This window comes from Mycobacterium sp. (assembly GCF_050700595.1).
In the GTDB taxonomy this organism is placed as follows: Bacteria; Actinomycetota; Actinomycetes; order Mycobacteriales; family Mycobacteriaceae; genus Mycobacterium.
In genome coordinates this window covers 17,390-35,966 of record NZ_JBOHHI010000019.1, presented here as the reverse complement: position 1 = coordinate 35,966, position 18,577 = coordinate 17,390, and the positions used below count along the sequence as shown (strand labels likewise).

The following is an 18,577-nucleotide window of genomic DNA, read 5'->3' as shown; positions in this document are numbered from 1 at the left end:
TCGTCGAGCTTGCCGGTGCCCTCGGTATCGACATGCACGCTGACGGGCTGCGAGACGCCGATGGCATAGGCCAGCTGCACTTCGCAGCGCTCGGCCAGCTCGGCGGCCACGATGTTTTTGGCTACATGCCGAGCCATGTAGGCGGCGCTGCGATCGACCTTCGTCGGATCTTTTCCGCTGAACGCGCCACCGCCGTGCCGGCCCCAGCCGCCATAAGTATCGACGATAATCTTGCGGCCGGTCAGACCGGCGTCACCCATCGGCCCGCCGAGGACGAATTTGCCGGTCGGGTTGACCAGCAGCCGCGTCGCCGAGCTGTCCAGGGTGTCGTGCGCCAGGTCGTTGAGCACGGTGTTGAGTACCTTTTCCCGGATGTCGGGAGTGAGCGTGTTGTCCAGGTCGATGTCGGCGGCGTGCTGGGTGGAGATGACGACGGTGTCCAGCCGCACCGGGGTGTTGTCCTCGTAGGCGATGGTGACCTGCGTTTTGCCGTCCGGGCGCAGATACGGCAGCACACCGCCCTTGCGGACCTCGCTCAGCCGGCGTGACAACCGGTGCGCCAGCGCGATGGGCAGCGGCATCATCTCCGGGGTGTCGGTGATCGCGTAGCCGAACATCAGCCCCTGATCGCCGGCACCCTGCGCGTCCAGGGGGTCCGCGGCACCCTCCACGCGGGCCTCGTGGGCAGCGTCGACGCCCTGCGCGATATCGGGCGACTGCGCGCCGATGGCGATGTTCACCCCGCACGAGGCGCCGTCGAAGCCCTTGTCGGACGAGTCGTAACCGATCTCGAGGATGCGGCTGCGGACCGTGTCGGTGATCTCGGCGAAGGCCTCCTTGGCGGTCGTCGTCACCTCACCGGCGACGTGCACCTGGCCGGTGGTGACCATCGTCTCGACGGCGACTCGGGACCCGGGGTCGTCCGTCAGGAGCGCGTCGAGCACCGAGTCGCTGATCGCGTCGCAGATCTTGTCCGGATGTCCCTCGGTCACCGACTCACTGGTGAACAGCCGATCGCTCACGCTGGCATCCTTCCCGTCCTGAGACAAAATGTTAGTTAGGCGAATTATATCGTCACTAATACCGTTGTGTAGCCCGCCCCGACCGGCCTGGCCTGCGCCCGGGTGGGCTTACCCGTTGCCGCCGTGCAGAAAGGTGACGATTGCGTCCACGATACGACTGGCCATCAACGTCTTGGAGCCGTGCTGAAGCGCGGACTCGGCGCCGTCGGACGCTAGCAGCCAGCCGTCGTTGCTGTCCACCTCGAAGGCTTTGCCTTCGCCGACGGCGTTGACCACCAACAGATCACAACCCTTGCGGCGCAGTTTGGCCCGGGCGTGGAACAGTACGTCACCGTTTGCGTCACCGGTCTCGGCGGCGAACCCGACAATCGCCCGCATGTTGGGCAGCTGCCCGTCGGCGCGGGCGCGCACCGCGGCGGCCAAGACGTCGTCGTTGCGGACCAAGTCGATCGTGGGGGGCTGGTCGTCCTCCCCGGTGCCCTTTTTGATCTTGGCGGTGGCAACCCGGGCCGGCCGGAAATCGGCGACGGCGGCGGCCATCACCAGCACGTGCGCGTCCGGGGCGTGCTTGGACACCGCGTCGCGCAACTGCTGGGCCGAGCTGACGTGCACCACGTCGACGCCGGCAGGGTCGACGAGCCCGACGGTGTGCCCGACGATCAGCGTGACCTCGGCGCCGCGCTGGGCGGCGACCCGCGCCACCGCATAGCCCTGCTTCCCCGAGCTGCGGTTGCCGATGAACCGCACCGGGTCGATCGGCTCGCGGGTTCCGCCCGCGGTCACCAGCAGCTTGCAGCCGGCCAAGTCGTAGGGCAGCGCGTCGTGGCGCTCCAGCAGCAGGTGGGCCAGCGTGGTGATCTCCTCGGCCTCGGGCAGCCGGCCCGCGCCGCTGTCGGCGCCGGTGAGCCGCCCGGATGCCGGTTCCAGCACGATCGCGCCGCGGCGGCGCAGCGTGGCGACGTTGTCAACGGTCGCCGGGTGCAACCACATCTCGGTGTGCATGGCCGGGGCGAACAGCACCGGACAGCGAGCGGTCAGCAGAGTGGCGGTCAGCAGGTCGTCGGCCCGTCCGGCGACGGCCCGGGCCAACAGATCGGCGGTGGCCGGCGCCACGAGGACCAGGTCGGCTCCCTGACCGATGGCGACGTGCGGCACCAGTGGAACGTCTTCGAAAACATCGGTGTGCACCGGTTCACCGGACAATGCCTCGAAGCTGGCGGCCCCGACGAAGCGTAGTGCGGATTCGGTCGGGATGACCCGGACCCGGTGACCGGCTTCGGCGAGCTGTCGAACGACGGTGCACGCCTTATAGGCGGCGATGCCCCCGGACACGCCGACGATGATTCGCTTGCGCTCCATCACGTCCGCTCTTCGCCCGAGAGGCCCATGGCAAGCCCGCCTCGACTCCGCTACTCGCCTTCGGTGTGCTCAAGCAGGTCGGCGTGGATCTCCCGCAACGCGATCGACAGCGGCTTTTCCTGCAGTCCCGGCTCGACCAGCGGCCCGACGTATTCGAGGATGCCCTCGCCGAGCTGGTTGTAGTAATCGTTGATCTGCCGCGCCCGCTTGGCCGCGTAGATCACCAGCGCGTACTTACTCGATACGCGTTCCAGCAGCTCGTCGATGGGCGGGTTGGTGATGCCCAGCGGGGTGTCGTAGGCACCGGCTGCGCCCGGTGCCGATTCAAATTGATCGACGGCGGAGACAGCGGCCACCGGCGTGTCGGATTGTGGCGTACCCACGTAAGTCTTTCTCCTGACGGCAATAGAGCGGCGAATACTCGATCGGCTGAGTCGAGGCTAGATAGCGGATCACGCCGTGCCCGGCGCGGTTCCTGCCAGCAAGGATACCAATTCCGAGCAGGCGGTTTCCAATCGGCTGTTCACCACGACCTGGTCAAAGTCTGCCTGAGCTGCCAATTCGGCCCGGGCGGTGGTGAGCCGACGGCTAATCACCTCCGGCGTCTCGGTGCCGCGGCCGGCCAATCGCGCCTCCAGTGCCTCCCAGCTCGGCGGGGCGAGGAACACCGTGATCGCTTCCGGCATCGCCTGCTTGACCGCGCGAGCCCCGGCCAGGTCCACCTCGATCAGCACCGGATACCCGGAAGCGGCGGCCTCGCGGACCGGCTCAGCCAGCGTGCCGGACCGGTGCAGCCCGCCGTGGATCTCAGCCCACTCCAGCAGCGCACCCGCCTCGATCAGCTGCTGGAAGTGGGCACCGGTCACAAAATGGTAATCGACGCCGTCGACCTCGCCCGGACGCGGCGCCCGTGTCGTCGCCGACACGGAAAAGCGCAGGTCGGGAATCCGTTCTCGTAGACAACGGACCAGCGTCGATTTGCCGACCGCGGAGGGACCGGACAACACGACCACGCGCCCTGCGGCCATCGGCCGTTGACGCTGGTCGCGCGCGCCGCCCGGTCCCCCGCCGGCGCTCACCGACTCTCCAGGCCAGGACGGGCTAGGAGAAGTCGAACTTTTCCAGCAGCGCCTTGCGCTGACGATCGCCGAGACCCCGCAGGCGGCGGGTCGGTGCGATTTCAAGCTCGGTCATGATTTCCTGCGCCTTGACCTTGCCTACCTTCGGCAACGCCTCCAGCAGCGCAGACACCTTCATCTTGCCGAAGACCTCATTGGTCTCGGCGTCCTTGAGGACCTGCTTGAGGTTGGTGCCGCCACGCTTGAGGCGATCCTTGAGCTCGGCTCGTGCTCGACGTGCGGCAGCGGCCTTCTCTAACGCGGCCGCGCGCTGCTCGTCGGTCAACTGGGGAAGGGCCACAATTCCTCCATCTCATCGATCTGGGTTTGTCTTCGCCGGATACTCCGGCTAGCGGAGACGACCGTACCCAGGCTGTCTGACGAAATCTAACCCGCCCCCCTGCCAGAAGCCACAAAGGCCCAGCGTGTGGGCCTCTCCACCGGCATGCCGGAGTCGCCGCGCGCGGGGCCGTCCGGCGCCGCCTCACCAGCCGCAATCTGCTGTTCAACGCCGGGATCATGCTGTCTAGCAGGCATTTTGGCATCGCGTCCGAATCCAGCGCCAGCACCGTTATGCGGCGACCCGGGTGCTCGACGAGGCCGGACAAGCCAAAATTACCAATTTCGCACGTCACGGCGTGTCGCGCGTGTCAAAGCGCCCACCGCACGACCTGGATCCACCCGAGACCGTTCGACTACGTTGTGTAGTAGGTGGTTGACCGGCCGCGATCCGCAGACGGTTTGGCGGCGCTACTGCGCGGGTAGGGATGCCAAGGTGAAGTGGAAGGTAATTGCCGCTCTCGCGGTGGCGCTGGCGTTAGCGCCGGCCGCACCGGCGAGGGCCGAAAATCCAGCGGTGGGCTCTAGCTGCGTCGGCGGCCAACTCAACCAAACAACCGTCTCGACTGCCGGCACCACCGTTCGGTGCCTGGCTGACCAGGGGCGCGGATACATCTGGCAGGCCGACACCGGTATCCAACAAACACCGGCCGACGCGGAACGGATTGCCCGAGACGCCTGTGCGCGGCTAGGCCACCCGACCGATGAGTGCAGCGGCGCGGTGGACCAGGCCCCCCGCCAGTAACGCACCAGCGGGTGGGCGTCGGCGGGCGTGCGGGATTCGCAACTGCGGACCCAAAGTCCGTCCATCACCGTGTTCGCGGTTAATTGACCGGCCTCTGCCACATCTGTGCAGTTAGGATCGGGCCATGACGACGATGCGGATCCGTGAGGCGGCGGAGCTGCTGGGGGTCAGTGACGACACCGTGCGGCGCTGGATCGACCAAGGCACGTTGTCAGCCAGTCAGGACCACGCCGGTCGCAAGGTGATCTCCGGGGAAGTCCTGGCTGAGTTCTCGCGCACCAATGCACCTGCACTGCCCCCCAATCCGCTGGGTGTCGGCAGTTCGGCGCGCAACCGCTTCGTCGGGTTGGTCACCAAGGTGGTCACGGACAGGGTCATGACCCAAGTCGAAATGCAGTGTGGGCCTTATACCGTCGTATCACTGATGAGCACCGATGCCGCGCACGAATTGAACCTCAAGCCCGGCACCGTTGCGGTGGCAGTTGTCAAGGCCACCACCGTGATCGTCGAAACACCGAACCACTCTTCTGATTCCGTCGTTGACGACTAGATGCGGGCAAGGCATTGCCAGCTAACTCCCATAGTCAACTCAGTATTTCCGTAGTTCTGGCGGTTAATGTCGTGTTTGTCGCGACGAACGCCAAACATATTGAGAAAGAACGAAGTTGACACCATGGACGTGAAACGTATCATCTGCGCGGGTTCAATCGCGGCAGGCGTTGGACTTGCTGGACTCTTGGGTACCGGTATCGCAACGGCGAACGCGGCTCCCGCACCAGGCAATACACCGTTCGCTACCAGCAGGGGAACGCCCACCCCGCAGCCGGGCACTGACATCAAGCTCGACCACCACGATCGGAAAAAGGTCCTCAAGCAAGACAAGAAGGAACTCAAGCACCACCCCGCGCAGGTCACTCCCACGTCGGGCCGCCGCTGACAACATCGGCACTTCCCCTTGCCTGAAAGGTGGGTCGCCGCAGGGTGACCCACCTTTCAGCCGTGTCGACGAATCGTGGACTTCACGCTAACCCGCGGCCAGGTAGCCGACAGCCTCGCGCATCCGCTCCCCGGCCGTTCGCAGCGCGTCGACGTCCGGCCCGGCCCGTAGCACCTCGCGGGATACCGCGGGCCACAACTGGTCTGGGTCCGCTCCGCCGAGGCCCATCAGCGCGTCGGGCCGACCGCCCTGCGCGCCGATGCCCGGCACCAACACCGGGCCGTTCAGGTCGCTGAGATCGGGTACCTCGCTCAGCGTGGCACCGACGACAACGCCCACCGACCCGGGCTGCGGTGCCCGGTTCCATGCCGCAACGTCATCGACGATGGCCTGCGCGACACTGCGACCGGCGCTGGTGGCGCGCTGCACGCTTGCTCCGTCCGGATTCGACGTGGCCGCCAGGACGAAGACCCCGCGGTCCCGCTCGGCGGCGAGATCCAGCAGCGGCCGCAGCGCACCGAACCCCAGATAAGGCGATGCGGTCACCGCATCGGCCGCCAGCGGGGAATCACCCACCCAGGCCGCCGCATAGGCAGCCATCGTCGAACCGATATCGCCCCGCTTGGCATCGGCCAGCACCAGCACCCCGGCGGCGTGCAGCGCGGCGATGGTGCGCTCCAGGACCGCGTAGCCGGCCGAGCCATAGGCCTCGAAGAAACCCACCTGCGGCTTGACGAGAGCGAATCCGGCGAACGCCGCTACGCATCTGTCGGCGAAGGCGGCCAGGCCGTCCGGCGTCGAAGGCAGACCCCAAGCCGCCAGCAGCCCAGGGTGCGGATCGATACCGAGGCACAACGGCCCGCGGCACGACCTCGCCTCGGCGAGCCTGGCGCCGAACCCGGCCACGGCTACCGGCCGCCGATGGCGCTGTGCAGTTCCTGCAGTGAGCGCACCCCGATGACGCCGCGAATACCGGCTTCGATGCCCTGAACGGCCGCTGAGGCACCCTGCACCGTCGTCACACACGGGATGTTCATTGATACTGCGGCCGAACGGATCTCATAGCCATCGATACGCGGGCCGGAGTTACCGTAGGGCGTGTTGATCACCATGTCGACCTCGCCGGCGCGGATCGCGTCTACCGCGGACATGGTGGGGCGTCCCGGCTGTGGCGGTTCGGAATGCTTCCGGACCTCGTTGCAGGGAATCCCGTTGCGGCGCAGCATCTCCGCGGTGCCTTCGGTCGCAAGTACCCGGAAGCCCAAGTCGGCCAGCCGCTTGACCGGGAATACCAGCGACCGTTTGTCCCGGTTGGCCACCGACACGAACACGGTACCTTGGGCCGGCAATGACCCATAGGCGGCGGTTTGGCTCTTGGCGAATGCGCTGCCGAAGTCGCGATCGATGCCCATCACCTCGCCGGTCGATTTCATCTCCGGCCCCAGCAGCGAGTCGACACCCGAGCCGTCGGCGGTCCGGAACCGGTGAAACGGCAACACGGCTTCCTTGACCGCGACCGGGGCGTCCGGCGGCACGCTGGCCCCATCGCCGGCTGGCACCAGCAATCCCTCTTCGCGCAACTGGGGAATGGTGGCGCCCAACATGATCCGCGCGCAGGCTTTGGCAAGCGGTATAGCGGTCGCTTTAGAGACGAACGGCACCGTGCGACTGGCCCGCGGGTTGGCCTCCAGCACATACAACACGTCGTCTTTGAGCGCGAATTGCACATTGAGCAGTCCGACCACCCCGATGCCGTGTGCGATGGCCTCGGTCGCGCTGCGTACCTTTTCGACATCGGTGCGGCCCAATGTCACCGGGGGCAGGGCACAGGCCGAGTCACCGGAGTGGATGCCGGCTTCCTCGATGTGCTCCATGATTCCGCCGATGTAGACCTCGGCGCCGTCACAGAGCGCGTCGACGTCGATCTCGATGGCGTCCTCGAGGAAGCGGTCCACCAGCACCGGGTGTTCGGGGGAAAGTTCGGTGGCGCGGGCGATATAGCCCTTCAGCGTTTCGTCGTCGTAGACGATCTCCATACCGCGGCCACCCAGCACGTACGACGGCCGGACCAGCACCGGATAGCCGATCTCGGCTGCGATCCGGCGAGCCTGCTCGAACGTGGTCGCGGTGCCGTACCGCGGCGCCGGCAACCCGGCGGCGGTCAGCACGTCGCCGAACGCGCCCCGGTCTTCGGCCAAATCGATGGCCTGCGGCGGGGTCCCGACAATCGGCACCCCGGCGTCGGCAAGTCGCTGCGCAAGCGCGAGTGGGGTCTGACCGCCGAGTTGCACGATCACGCCAACCACACCGGGGCCGTCGCATGCCGATTGCTGCTCGGCGTGGAAGACCTCCAAAACATCCTCGAAGGTCAGCGGCTCGAAATACAGCCGGTCGGCGGTGTCGTAGTCGGTGGACACCGTCTCCGGGTTGCAGTTGACCATCACCGTCTCGAACCCGGCCTGGCTCAACGTGGTCGCGGCGTGCACGCAGCTGTAGTCGAACTCGATGCCCTGCCCGATCCGGTTGGGGCCGGAGCCGAGGATGAGGACCTTGGGTTTTTCGTCCTGCGGCGCCACCTCGGTTTCGGCGGCGGAGTCGAGTTCGTAGCTGCTGTAGTGATACGGCGTCCTGGCCTCGAACTCCGCAGCGCAGGTGTCCACGGTCTTGTACACCGGGTGGATGCCGAGCCGCCCGCGCAGCGACCGCACACCGTTCTCGCCGGCCAATTCCGGTCGCAGCGCGGCGATCTGGCGGTCCGACAACCCGCTGTGTTTAGCGCGTCGCAGCAGATCCGCATCCAGCACCGCGGCGTCGATCAACTCGGCCCGTAGCGTGACCAATTCGGCGATCTGCGCGACGAACCACGGGTCGACTCCAGAGGACTCTGCTACCTGCTCCACCGAAGCCCCCAGCCGCAGTGCGAGCTCGATGTCGTAGAGCCGGCCCTCGGTCGGTGTGCGCAGCCGCTCGAGCACCCCGTCGACCTCCCCGGCGGGGTCCGGCTTCGTCCAGAACCCGGCGCGGCTGGTTTCCAGCGACCGCATCACCTTGCCCAGCGCTTCGACAAAGTTGCGGCCCATCGACATTGCCTCGCCCACCGATTTCATCGTGGTGGTCAGCGTCGGGTCCGCACCCGGGAACTTCTCGAACGCGAACCGCGGCGCCTTGACCACGACATAGTCCAGGGTGGGTTCGAAGCAGGCCGGGGTCTCCTTGGTGATGTCGTTGAGAATCTCGTCAAGGGTGTAGCCGATGGCCAGTTTGGCAGCGATCTTGGCGATCGGGAAGCCGGTAGCCTTGGACGCCAACGCACTTGACCGCGACACCCGCGGATTCATCTCGACGACGATCAGTCGGCCGTCGTGTGGATTGACCGCGAACTGGATGTTGCAGCCGCCGGTGTCGACGCCGACCTCGCGCAGGACCGCGATGGCCAGATCCCGCATCCGCTGGTATTCCCGGTCGGTCAGCGTCATGGCCGGCGCGACGGTCACCGAGTCGCCGGTGTGCACCCCCATCGGGTCGACGTTCTCGATCGAGCACACCACCACGACGTTGTCATGGCCGTCGCGCATCAGCTCGAGCTCGAATTCCTTCCAGCCGTAGATGGATTCCTCGATGAGTACATTGGCGCTCGGTGACGCGGCCAGCCCGGCGCCGGCCATCCGCTCGACCTCATCGGCGCTGTGCGCCATCCCCGATCCCAGGCCGCCCATGGTGAAGGATGGGCGAATGACGACGGGTAACCCCAACTCGGCGACCGTCTCGCGGACCTCGTCCAGAGTGAAACACACCCGGCTGCGCGCCGATTCGCCACCGACCTTGGCGACGATATCCTTGAATCGCTGCCGGTCCTCGCCGCGTTGGATGGCCTCGAAATCAGCGCCGATGAGCTTGACACCATAGCGCTCCAGCACCCCGTTCTCATACAGCGCGACCGCGGTGTTGAGCGCGGTCTGTCCACCCAGGGTGGCCAGCAACGCGTCGATCTTGTTGCCGCGCTCGGCTTGCTGGGCGATGACCCGTTCCACGAAGGCCGGGGTGATCGGCTCGACATACGTGTGGTCGGCGTACTCGGGGTCGGTCATGATCGTGGCCGGGTTGGAGTTGACCAGGCTGACCTGCAGTCCCTCGGCGCGCAACACTCGGCAGGCCTGGGTACCGGAATAGTCGAACTCGCACGCCTGCCCGATGACAATCGGCCCGGAGCCGATCACCAGGACGTGGCGCAGACCGGTACGACGCGGCATCAGCGGCCTCCCCCCGCAAGTTGGGGGCCCACCCCTGCCATCAGGTCGACGAACTGGTCGAACAGGTATTCCGCGTCGTGTGGTCCGGCCGCGGCCTCCGGGTGGTATTGCACCGAAAAGGCCTGGCCGCTAGCGAGTTTTACACCTTCGACGACGCCGTCATTGGCGCAGGTGTGGCTCACCACCGCCGAACCGAAGGGTGTGTCGAAGGACTGTCCGGCCTCACCCTCCAGCGCGAAGCCGTGGTTCTGCGCGGTCACCGCCACCCGACCGGTGGCGTGATCGATGACCGGGATGTTGATGCCGCGATGGCCGAACACCATCTTGTAGGTTGACAGGCCCAGCGCCCGGCCGAGGATCTGATTGCCGAAACAGATACCGAACAACGGGATCCCGGCGCTCAGCACATCGCGGGTCACACCGACTATGTGGTCGGCGGTGGCCGGATCGCCAGGTCCGTTGGACAAAAACACCCCGTTCGGATTCAGCTCGGCGATCTGCTCGAAGGTGACCGACGACGGCAGCACGTGGCTGCGAATTCCGCGCCGGGCGAAATTGCGCGGGGTGTTGGTCTTGATGCCGAGATCGACCGCAGCAACGGTAAACCGGTGCGGGCCCTCGGGTTCCACGACGTACGTGCCTGCGGTGCTGACCTGGCCGGCCAGGTCGGCACCCAGCATCGGCTGTTGGCCGCGCACTCGCCGGATCAGCTCTGCAGGCTCGGCGAGCGATGGCCCGGAGAACACACCGGCCTTCATCGAGCCGCGGCTGCGCAGATGCCGCACCACGGCGCGGGTGTCGATGCCGGCGATCCCGACGATGCGCTGGCGGGCCAGTTCGTCCTCCAGCGTGCCGGTGGCCCGCCAGTTCGAGGCGCGGGGCGAGGCATCACGCACCGCGTAGCCGGCGACCCAGATCCGCTTACCCCGGCTCTCGGCATCCTGGTCGTTCCAGCCGGTGTTGCCGATCTGCGGCGCGGTGGCCACCACGATCTGGCGGTGGTAACTGGGGTCGGTCAGGGTCTCCTGATAGCCGGACATGCCGGTGGAGAACACGGCTTCGCCGAGGGTCTCGCCGAGCGCGCCGAACGGCGTGCCGGTGAAGATCCGGCCGTCTTCGAGAACCAGCACCGCTTTTGTCACTGCGCCTCCTGCAGCCAGCGGGCGTATTCACTGCGATTGTTTGCCCGAAACCCGATGTCGATCTCGACGTTCGACGGCAGCCGCCATCGGATAGCCAGGATGCCGATGCGGGCCACGACCTTACCGGCGATGCCGCGCTCCATGCGGATGGCTTTGATCGACTCCTGCGGAATCCAGATCGGGCTGGCGCCGCTGCGCTGCACCATGATGCCCTCGGGATAACGCGTGAGCACCGCCTTACTGCGGTAGCCGAGATCGCTGGCCGTGATCCGCTCGTTCCAGGCCGGCGACAGCGTGCAACCGCAATAGAGGCCGCGGGTGGGTGCGACCGTCGGCGTGCCCACCGTGTCCGGCACCGCTGGCAGCGTGCCGATCAGCGTGGCCTGCCGCTCCCCACGGCGTCGCCAGCCGCGGACCATCAACTGGATCACGAACGCGATCAGCACCGCGAGCACCGCGGCGAAAATCAGCGACCCGACCAGCGTCGAAGAGTTCATGTCACAATCTTCCCGTCGCGGGCGGTAACCTTGCCGCGCAACAGCGTCGCGGTCACCGTGGCCGGCAACGTCATCGACTCGTACGGCGTGTTCGCCGATCGGCTGGCCAGTTCGGCCCCCGCCACCGTCCAGCCGGCGTCCGGGTCGACCAGGGTGAGGTTGGCGGGTTCGCCGATCTCCAGCGGCCGGCCCTGGTCGGGCAGTCCGGCGATGCGGGCGGGGTTCTCGCTCATCACCCGGGCCACGTCGCGCCAGGTCAGCAAGCCCGGCTGCACCATCGTGGCCACCACCACCGACAGCGCGGTCTGCAACCCCAGCATGCCCGGGAGCGCGGCAGCGAACTCGACGCATTTCTCGTGCTCGGCGTGCGGGGCGTGATCGGTGGCCACACAGTCGATTACCCCGTCGGCCAGCGCTTGACGCAGCGCAACCGCGTCGGCGGACTCGCGAAGCGGCGGGTTCACCCGGTTCATGCCGTCGTAGCTGGCAAGTCGGCTGTCGTCCAGCAACAGATGATGCGGGGTAACCTCGGCGGTGATCGAAATACCCTGGGCTTTAGCCCATTTCAGGATCTCGACGGTGCCCGCGGTCGACGCGTGGCAGATGTGTATCCGGGCGCCGGCGTCGCGGGCCAGCAGAGCGTCGCGGGCGACGATCGACTCCTCGGCGGCCCGCGGCCAGCCCGTCAGCCCCAGCCTCGCCGCACTGGGGCCCTCGTGTGCAACCGCGCCGACGGTCAGCCGCGGCTCCTCGGCGTGCTGGGCGATCAGCACCCCCAGGCCCGTCGCATATTCCAGGGCGCGACGCATCACCAGCGGGTCGTGCACGCATTTTCCGTCGTCGGAGAACATCCGCACCCGCGCTGCGCCCGCGGCCATCATGCCCATCTCGGTGAGCTGGGTTCCGGCCAGTCCGACGGTGACCGCGCCGACCGGATGCACGTCGACCAGCCCGACCTGCTGGCCGCGGTGCCAGACGTGGTCGGTGACCACCGCGCTGTCGGCCACCGGGGTGGTGTTGGCCATCGCGAACACCGCGGTGTAGCCACCGAGAGCCGCTGCCGCCGAACCGGTTTCGATGTCCTCGGCGTATTCGCGGCCCGGTTCGCGTAGGTGGGTGTGCAGGTCGACCAGCCCGGGCAGCAGCACCTGCCCGGTTGTGTCGAGGACGTCGGCGTCTTTGGGGATTTCAAGCCCGGCACCGATGTCGGCGATCTGCCCGTCGTCGACGAGCACGTCGACCCGATCCCGCTCGCCGTAGCGGCGCACACCGCGGATCAGCACACTCATGCCACAACCACTTTTTCGCCAACCCCCGTCCCCACGAGCAGATGGAACAGCACCGCCATCCGCACATGCACTCCGTTGGAAACCTGCTGCAGCACCGCCGATTGCGACGAGTCCGCCACCGACGATGCGATCTCCATGCCGCGCAGCATCGGGCCCGGATGCAGCACCACGGCGTGGCCGGGCAACATCGCCTGGCGCCGGTCGGACAGACCGTAGAGCACCGAGTATTCCCGCGCCGACGGGAAGAAGCCGCCGGTCATCCGTTCGGCCTGCACCCGCAGCATCAGCGCCGCGTCGGCGGCGGGCAGTTCGGCGTCCAGGTCGTAGGAGACGGTGACCGGCCAGTCGGCCACTCCCACCGGCAGCAGAGTCGGTGGCGCCACCAGCACCACCTCGGCGCCCAGGGTGGCCAGCAGCATGACGTCGGACCGGGCGACCCGGCTGTGCAGGATGTCGCCGACGATCACCACCCGCCGTCCGTCGATGCCGCCGAGTCGCTGCCGGATGGTCAGCGCGTCCAACAGCGCCTGGGTCGGATGCTCGTGGGTGCCGTCGCCGGCGTTGATCACCGACGGACCGGTGCCCGCGTCGGTGGCGGTCCAGTCGGCGAGCCGGTGGGCAGCTCCCGACGCCGGATGCCGGATCACCAGGGCGTCGGCGCCGGCGGCACGCAGCGTCAGCGCGGTGTCGCGCAGCGATTCGCCTTTGGCGGCCGACGATCCCGCCGAACTGACGTTGATCACATCGGCGCTCATCCACTTGCCCGCCACCTCGAACGACACCCGGGTACGGGTCGAGTTCTCGTAGAACATCGTGACCACGGTGCGGCCGCGCAGTGTGGGCAGCTTACGAATCTCGCGGCCCACCAGCGCGTCGGCGAACCGGTCGGCGTCGTCGAGGATGGCGGTGGCGTCGTCGCGGCTCAGGTCGCCGGCCGCCAGCAGATGCCTGCTCATCGGGAGATCACCACCCCGTCGCAGCCGTCGTGTTCGCGCAGCAGCACATGCACGCTCTCGCTGCGCGAGGTCGGCACGTTTTTGCCGACGTAGTCGGCGCGCAGCGGCAGTTCGCGGTGGCCGCGGTCAACCAGCACCGCCAACTGCACGGCCCGCGGCCGGCCGATGTCACGCAGCGCGTCCAGCGCGGAGCGCACCGAGCGCCCGGAGTACAACACGTCGTCGACGAGGATCACCAGCGCGTCGTCGATGCCGCCGGCCGGGATCGAGGTGGCCTCCAGCGGACGCGGCGGCTGCATCATCAGGTCGTCGCGGTACAGCGTGATGTCCAACGCACCCCACGCGACGTTGGAAGACTGGCCACCGGAGAATTCGCCGATATGGGCGGCCAACCGCTCGGCCAGCGTCACCCCGCGGGTCGGGATACCCAGCAGCACCACCCGCGGCGCCTCGGCGCCGTCGAGCGCGGTCTTCTCGATGATCTGGTGCGCGATCCGAGAAATGGTGCGACCCACGTCGGCCGCCGACATCAATTCGCGGCCGGTGCCGGTGTCACCCGCAGCACCCATCGAGACCTTGACCTCCTTCTCCGCCTCACCGGACGGATCGTTAAAGGATGTCGACTGACCGGCAGCGTAGCACTGCCAGCTACCCTTGCGAAAATGACAGGCTCCGCATCCTCGGGTTTCCCTCGGATCGATTTCGACGCCCTCTACCGCGGTGAGAGCCCGGCCGAGGGCATGCCGGCGGTGACGACGCCACCGTGGGACACCAAGGCGCCTAAGGAGAGCGTCGTCTCCTGGCACCAGCGGGGGCTCGTTCATGGTGACGTTCTCGATATCGGCTGCGGGCTCGGCGACAACGCCGTGTACCTGGCCCGGCAAGGGTTCAAGGTCACCGGGCTGGACATCTCCCCGACCGCGTTGACCACCGCCGAGCGCCGCGCCCGGGACGCTGGGGTGAACGTAACGTTCGCGGTGGCCGACTCGACCAAGCTGGATGGCTACACCGACGCGTTCGACACCGTCATCGACAGCGGCATGTTCCACTGCCTCGACGACGACGGCAAGCGCGACTACGCCACGGCGGTGCACAGGGCCACCAGGGACGGTGCCACCCTGTTGCTCAGCTGCTTTTCTGACGCCAACCCGGCGGACCCGGAGCGTCCGCGACCGACGGTATCCGAGCAGACGCTGCGCGACGTCCTCGGTAGTGCGGGTTGGGACGTGGTATCGCTGGAGCCGTTCGCGGTGCGCCGCGAGGAGGACGGCACCGAGATCGAGATGGCGTTCTGGCTCGTTCGTGCACAGCGGCGGTCATGAATCTCGACGGCAATCAGGCCTCCATCCGGGAGGCCTGCGACACCGGCCTGCTCGCCGGTGCGGTGACGATGGTCTGGCGGCGCGGAGAAATGGTGCAGGTCAACGAGATCGGCTACCGCGACGTCGACGCCGGCCTGCCGATGCTGCGCGACACACTGTTTCGCATCGCGTCGATGACCAAGCCGGTCACCGTCGCCGCCGCGATGAGCCTGGTCGACGATGGCAAGTTGGCGTTGCGCGAACCGATTGCGCGCTGGCTGCCGGAGTTCACCGAGGTGCGGGTGCTCGACGACCCGAACGGTCCGCTGGAGAAAACCCATCCGGCGCAGCGCGCGATCCTGGTCGAGGATCTGCTCACCCATACCAGCGGCCTGGCATACGGATTCACCGCCGCCGGACCGATCTCGCGGGAGTACTTCCGGCTTCCGTTCGGCCGGGGGCCCGATACCTGGCTGGCCGCGCTTGCCGAGTTGCCGTTGGTGCACCAGCCGGGTGAGCGACTGACCTACAGTCATGCCATCGACGTACTCGGGGTGCTGGTGTCGCGGATCGAGGGCAAGCCGTTCCACCGGGTGCTCGACGAGCGGCTCCTGCGGCCGCTGGGCATGAGCGACACCGGGTTCTCCGTGTCGGCGGAGGCGCGCCACCGAGCATCGACCATGTACCGGCTCGATGAGCATGACCGGCTGCGCCACGACGTGATGGGCCCGCCGCATCTCTCGCCACCGGAATTCTGTAACGCCGGCGGCGGCCTGTGGTCAACCGCCGACGACTACCTGCGGTTCATCGAAATGCTGTTGGGCGACGGTACTTTCGACGGGGTGCGGGTGCTGTCGCGCCAGGCCGCGCAGACGATGCGCACCGACCGGCTCACCGAGGAGCAGAAGCGACACCCGTTCTTGGGCGCCCCGTTTTGGATCGGCCGCGGGTTCGGGCTGAACCTCTCGGTGGTGACCGACCCGGCGAGGTCGGCGCCGCTGTTCGGGCCCGGTGGGCTGGGCACGTTCAGTTGGCCGGGCGCATACGGGACATGGTGGCAAGCCGACCCGTCCGCGGATCTCATTCTGCTGTACTTTGTTCAAAACCATCCGGTGCTGTCCGCGGATGCCGCCGCCGCGGTCGGCGGCAACACGTCGCAGGCCAAATTGCAAGCGGTGCAACCGAAGTTCGTACGCCGCACCTACCGCGCGTTCGGTTTGTAGTCGCTGTCTCGGGCCGGGCATCACTCCAGCGTGACGTTCGGTGCCGGGCATCACTCCAGCGTGACGCTCGGCGGCTAGATCATGGCGAATGGCGATACTTTGGCGCCGATCTCCAGTGCACCGGCGAGTTCGCGGCCGACGTCGTAGTCGAACACCACATGCCCGGAGATGACGTCGACATCCCGCTTGGCGCGCTGCAGCGGGTTGTCCAGGAACTGCGCGCCGGCGCCGGAGGCCTCCAGCAGATCGGCGATCACCGCCCGGGATTCATGCACGATGTGCGCGGCCGCCACCCGGGCGCCGGCGCGGGCCGCGCGATCAATCTTCTGCCCGCCATTAACGCTCTCCTGGATGCGGTTCACGGTGTCGGCGAGCAATGCGCATAGGGCACGTAGCCGCACCCGCGCCGCGCCGAGTCGTATCTGCGCGGCGGGCTGATCTTTTTGCGCCACGCCTGAATAGGCGAGGACTCGTTCACCTAGCCGCCGGGCATAGGTGTCGGCGACCAGTTCAGCGGAACCCAGCGCCGGCATCGCGGCGGTGAGCGCCAACGCGGGCACCATCGGCCAGCGGTACACGGCGGCGTCGTGCAGTGCGGCGCCAGGCGTTGTGCCGCTGTAGATGTCGATCACGTTGACCAGACGATGGCCCGGTACCCACACGTCGTCGACGACGACGTCGTTGGAGCCGGTGGCGCGCATCCCGGCGGTCTGCCAGACGTCGTCAACCCGGACCTCGGTGGCCGGCAGCAGCGCCAGCGCCGGATACGGTGTGCCGCCGGGGTCGCAAATCGCGCCGACCAGCACCCAGTCGGCGTCCATCACACCCGTTGCCCACGACCACCGCCCGGTCAGCCGGATGCCGCCATCGGCCGGCGTGCCGCGCCCGGTCGGCGCCAGCGGCGCCGGACACAGCACCGGTCCGTCGGCGAACACCTCGTCCTGAGCCTGCTCAGGCAGCAGCGCCAACATCCAGTTGTGCAGGGTGTAGAAGCCCAGCGTCCAGGCGCTCGACGCGCAACCGTGCGCCATTCGCCGCACCGCGTCGAGGATCTCCGGAAACTCCGCCTGCTGCCCGCCGTAGCGCGCCGGCTGCAACAGCCGCGCCAGCCCGGATGCCCGGTAGTCGTCGATCGTCGCCCGCGGCAACCGGCGCAGCCGTTCTGCGTCGCCGGCCCGGTCGGCCAGTCGGGCGACGAACCCCGCGGTAACGCCGGGCGAGGTGGTCGACGACGCCGTCATGCCCCGAACCGTACCATACCTTTTAGTATGGTTTAGTGCCGCAGCATCACGTCGAGAAACTCCTCGCGGCGGGCGGCGGCTCGCGGGCTCGGTCGCGACCCGGACAGGTGTAAGAACCCGATGCCCGCGGCGAACGTGGTGTTGGCGCGCATGTCGGCCTCGTCGGAGCCGAAGCCGTCGTCGAGGAACGCCTGGCGGACCGCAGCAACCACCCGCTGGTCGGATGCCCGCACCGCGTGGGCGACCGTGGGTTCGGACCGCGCCCATTCCCGCATGGCGCGCTCGAGCATCCAGTGCCGGGGGCCGAGCAGCGCCGTCATCATCCGCGAAAGCCGTCGTCTGGGCGGGTCGGCCGACAGGTCGTCGAAATATCCGCGGTCCTCGTCGCGGACCGCGGCCCAGGTGTCGATGAGCGTCTTGCGGTAGGACTTCATATCGCTGAAATGCCAGTAGAAGCTGCCCTTGGTCACGCCGAGGCGGCGGCAGAGCCGGTCGATGGTCAAGGCCTTGAGGCCGTTCTCCGCCAGCACTCGAAAGCCCTCCTGAATCCAGTCATCCGCGGAAAGCCGGGAATTGGCCGAGCCGCGCGAAGCCGCCACACTTGGTAAGCGTAGTGATCAGGGCGAACGCCGTTGACGGCTACGGGACAGCCGGCGGGTTGGCCGGACCGGGGGCTGTGCCCGGTTCCAGTCCGCCGAGGTCGAGTCCACCCAGATCCAGTGGGCCGAGTTCCGGCGGTGTGATCGCCGGGCCGAACAGGGCGCCGAGGTCGGGCGATTCGCCGGCAGGATTGAGTCCGCCGATGTCGGGCACCGAGATGGCACCTTCGATGTTGGCCAGCGCACCCAAAAGGTCCTGCTGATTGAAACCGCTCAGCTCTGAATCGGCGGGCTGTACCGCAGGCACCTGGATGTCCGGCAGTGGTGGCGTTGCCGGAACAGCGACGATCACGCCGGCGCCAACGATTGCGGCGCCGACGATGAGGTAGGGGCGAAGGGCCCGCATGGCCGTCTCCATTGCTGGTCGCCGGCTTCGACGGTTTCAAGCCTGACGAACGAGAGTCTACCTGTGGGCATGCTGAGAAACAACTCAAAATAAGATTTGGTATCGCCAAATATTGTCTTGAAAATCAGTTCACTGAAGACCGCCGATGCGGCC

The 18,577-nt window shown here is 67.4% G+C and carries 19 protein-coding genes; 4 read left to right on the top strand and 15 right to left on the bottom strand.

Going from position 1 to position 18,577, the window contains the following annotated elements; translation table 11 throughout:
* The 5 genes from metK to mihF all read right to left on the bottom strand — a co-directional run.
* A partial coding sequence (gene metK / locus ACRDTL_RS01525; protein WP_431504958.1) for a methionine adenosyltransferase occupies positions 1-1,049 on the bottom strand: 1,049 nt, incomplete at its 3' end.
* A gap of 81 nt (positions 1,050-1,130) precedes the next feature.
* Positions 1,131-2,381 (bottom strand): bifunctional phosphopantothenoylcysteine decarboxylase/phosphopantothenate--cysteine ligase CoaBC, encoded by a 1,251-nt coding sequence (gene coaBC, locus ACRDTL_RS01520; RefSeq protein WP_431504960.1) that lies wholly within the window; start codon positions 2,379-2,381, stop codon positions 1,131-1,133.
* A 50-nt stretch (positions 2,382-2,431) separates the two neighbouring features.
* Positions 2,432-2,764, bottom strand: a complete 333-nt coding sequence (rpoZ, locus tag ACRDTL_RS01515) for a DNA-directed RNA polymerase subunit omega (RefSeq protein ID WP_431504957.1) — start codon at positions 2,762-2,764, stop codon at positions 2,432-2,434.
* Positions 2,765-2,833: 69 nt separating this feature from the next.
* A complete protein-coding gene (gene gmk, locus ACRDTL_RS01510; RefSeq protein ID WP_431504956.1) occupies positions 2,834-3,460 on the bottom strand; it encodes a guanylate kinase in 627 nt (208 codons plus the stop codon).
* Positions 3,461-3,482: 22 nt separating this feature from the next.
* On the bottom strand, positions 3,483-3,800 hold the full coding sequence (gene mihF / locus ACRDTL_RS01505; protein WP_424076958.1) for an integration host factor, actinobacterial type: 318 nt from the start codon (positions 3,798-3,800) through the stop codon (positions 3,483-3,485).
* Positions 3,801-4,707: 907 nt separating this feature from the next.
* On the opposite strand from mihF, the gene ACRDTL_RS01500 reads away from it, so the two are divergent.
* Positions 4,708-5,133, top strand: a complete 426-nt coding sequence (locus tag ACRDTL_RS01500; protein WP_431504955.1) for a TOBE domain-containing protein — start codon at positions 4,708-4,710, stop codon at positions 5,131-5,133.
* A 123-nt stretch (positions 5,134-5,256) separates the two neighbouring features.
* Complete coding sequence (locus ACRDTL_RS01495; RefSeq protein ID WP_431504954.1) at positions 5,257-5,520, top strand: hypothetical protein; 264 nt, start codon at positions 5,257-5,259, stop codon at positions 5,518-5,520.
* 87 nt (positions 5,521-5,607) lie between these two features.
* On the opposite strand, the gene pyrF is transcribed toward ACRDTL_RS01495, so the two are convergent.
* From pyrF to pyrR, 7 genes are read right to left on the bottom strand one after another with little or no spacing between them, the layout of a single operon-like run.
* Positions 5,608-6,426, bottom strand: coding sequence for an orotidine-5'-phosphate decarboxylase (pyrF, locus tag ACRDTL_RS01490; RefSeq protein WP_431504953.1), 819 nt, complete (start codon positions 6,424-6,426; stop codon positions 5,608-5,610).
* Between the two features lie 2 nt (positions 6,427-6,428).
* On the bottom strand, positions 6,429-9,770 hold the full coding sequence (gene carB, locus ACRDTL_RS01485) for a carbamoyl-phosphate synthase large subunit (protein ID WP_431504952.1): 3,342 nt from the start codon (positions 9,768-9,770) through the stop codon (positions 6,429-6,431).
* Positions 9,770-10,912 carry a glutamine-hydrolyzing carbamoyl-phosphate synthase small subunit gene (gene carA / locus ACRDTL_RS01480; protein ID WP_431504951.1) on the bottom strand — a complete coding sequence of 381 codons (1,143 nt, stop codon included), beginning with the start codon at positions 10,910-10,912 and terminating at the stop codon, positions 9,770-9,772. Before carA ends, carB begins: the two co-directional genes overlap by 1 nt.
* A complete protein-coding gene (locus tag ACRDTL_RS01475) occupies positions 10,909-11,409 on the bottom strand; it encodes a transporter (RefSeq protein ID WP_431504950.1) in 501 nt (166 codons plus the stop codon). Before ACRDTL_RS01475 ends, carA begins: the two co-directional genes overlap by 4 nt.
* Positions 11,406-12,698: a dihydroorotase gene (locus tag ACRDTL_RS01470; protein ID WP_431504949.1), complete on the bottom strand. Its 1,293-nt coding sequence runs from the start codon at positions 12,696-12,698 to the stop codon at positions 11,406-11,408. The genes ACRDTL_RS01475 and ACRDTL_RS01470 overlap by 4 nt, the downstream gene beginning before the upstream one ends.
* Positions 12,695-13,654, bottom strand: a complete 960-nt coding sequence (locus tag ACRDTL_RS01465; RefSeq protein WP_431504948.1) for an aspartate carbamoyltransferase catalytic subunit — start codon at positions 13,652-13,654, stop codon at positions 12,695-12,697. Before ACRDTL_RS01465 ends, ACRDTL_RS01470 begins: the two co-directional genes overlap by 4 nt.
* Positions 13,651-14,223, bottom strand: a complete 573-nt coding sequence (gene pyrR / locus ACRDTL_RS01460; protein ID WP_431504947.1) for a bifunctional pyr operon transcriptional regulator/uracil phosphoribosyltransferase PyrR — start codon at positions 14,221-14,223, stop codon at positions 13,651-13,653. The genes ACRDTL_RS01465 and pyrR overlap by 4 nt, the downstream gene beginning before the upstream one ends.
* A gap of 93 nt (positions 14,224-14,316) precedes the next feature.
* On the opposite strand from pyrR, the gene ACRDTL_RS01455 reads away from it, so the two are divergent.
* Both ACRDTL_RS01455 and ACRDTL_RS01450 read left to right on the top strand, forming a co-directional pair.
* Positions 14,317-14,976, top strand: coding sequence for a class I SAM-dependent methyltransferase (locus ACRDTL_RS01455; protein ID WP_431504946.1), 660 nt, complete (start codon positions 14,317-14,319; stop codon positions 14,974-14,976).
* A complete protein-coding gene (locus tag ACRDTL_RS01450; protein ID WP_431504945.1) occupies positions 14,973-16,178 on the top strand; it encodes a serine hydrolase domain-containing protein in 1,206 nt (401 codons plus the stop codon). Before ACRDTL_RS01455 ends, ACRDTL_RS01450 begins: the two co-directional genes overlap by 4 nt.
* Before the next feature lie 74 nt (positions 16,179-16,252).
* Here ACRDTL_RS01450 and ACRDTL_RS01445 read toward each other — a convergent pair whose 3' ends face one another.
* The 3 genes from ACRDTL_RS01445 to ACRDTL_RS01435 are packed head-to-tail and all read right to left on the bottom strand — an operon-like array spanning position 16,253 to position 18,424.
* Positions 16,253-17,419 (bottom strand): acyl-CoA dehydrogenase, encoded by a 1,167-nt coding sequence (locus ACRDTL_RS01445; RefSeq protein WP_431504944.1) that lies wholly within the window; start codon positions 17,417-17,419, stop codon positions 16,253-16,255.
* Positions 17,420-17,451: 32 nt separating this feature from the next.
* On the bottom strand, positions 17,452-18,018 hold the full coding sequence (locus ACRDTL_RS01440) for a TetR/AcrR family transcriptional regulator (protein WP_431504943.1): 567 nt from the start codon (positions 18,016-18,018) through the stop codon (positions 17,452-17,454).
* A 40-nt stretch (positions 18,019-18,058) separates the two neighbouring features.
* Positions 18,059-18,424: a hypothetical protein gene (locus ACRDTL_RS01435; protein WP_431504942.1), complete on the bottom strand. Its 366-nt coding sequence runs from the start codon at positions 18,422-18,424 to the stop codon at positions 18,059-18,061.
* Positions 18,425-18,577 lie beyond the last annotated feature (153 nt).